General features: G+C 64.1%; 1 pseudogene. It reads right to left on the bottom strand.

The window, feature by feature from the left end:
* Positions 1–423 (bottom strand): annotated as a pseudogene (locus ACI3KW_RS23210) (transposase); the annotation flags it as partial.
* Between the last annotated feature and the right edge of the window lie 176 nt (positions 424–599).

Here is a 599-nt window from a genome sequence, read left to right as displayed (position 1 = left end):
CGTGGGCTCGGTAGGTGCGCGCGGCGATCTTCACGCCCTGCGCTTGCAGGACCCGGATGATCGACTCGACCGCGTGCCCTTCGGCTCTCATCGTGTCGATGAAGCCCAGCATCAACGGTTGCGGGGGTCGAGTTCCCCCGCGAAGAAAGTCGTCGCAGCTCTCAGGATCGCGACATCCTCCCGCAGGCGACTGTTCTCGGCCTTGAGCCGCTTGATCTCGGCATGCTCGACGCTGGTGATCCCGTCGCGGCTGCCATCGTCGATATCGGCCTGCAGCACCCACCGGCGCACGGACTCATGCCCGACGCCGACCTGGCGGGCAACGGCCGCTGACGCGGCCGTCAACGACGGATACTCCGAACGATGCTCGCGCACCAGCCGGACAGCGCGCTCACGCAGCGCGGGATCGATCTTCTTCGGCATGACATACATCCTTCCAACTCAAAAGGATGCGGCATCAAACCTGGGGCGCTTCAACATGCCGCGACAGTAGAAGAGCGGAAATCTCATACCCACGAGCAAGGAGCCTCCATGACACCCCCCATCCTCTCGGTCAAGGACGTGCGCAAGTCGTACGGGCGCGGCCAGAATCGCTTCGA

It is taken from the genome of Devosia sp. ZW T5_3, assembly GCF_044987315.1.
Taxonomy (GTDB): Bacteria; Pseudomonadota; Alphaproteobacteria; order Rhizobiales; family Devosiaceae; genus Devosia.
This window is presented reverse-complemented; position numbering and strand designations above follow the sequence as displayed.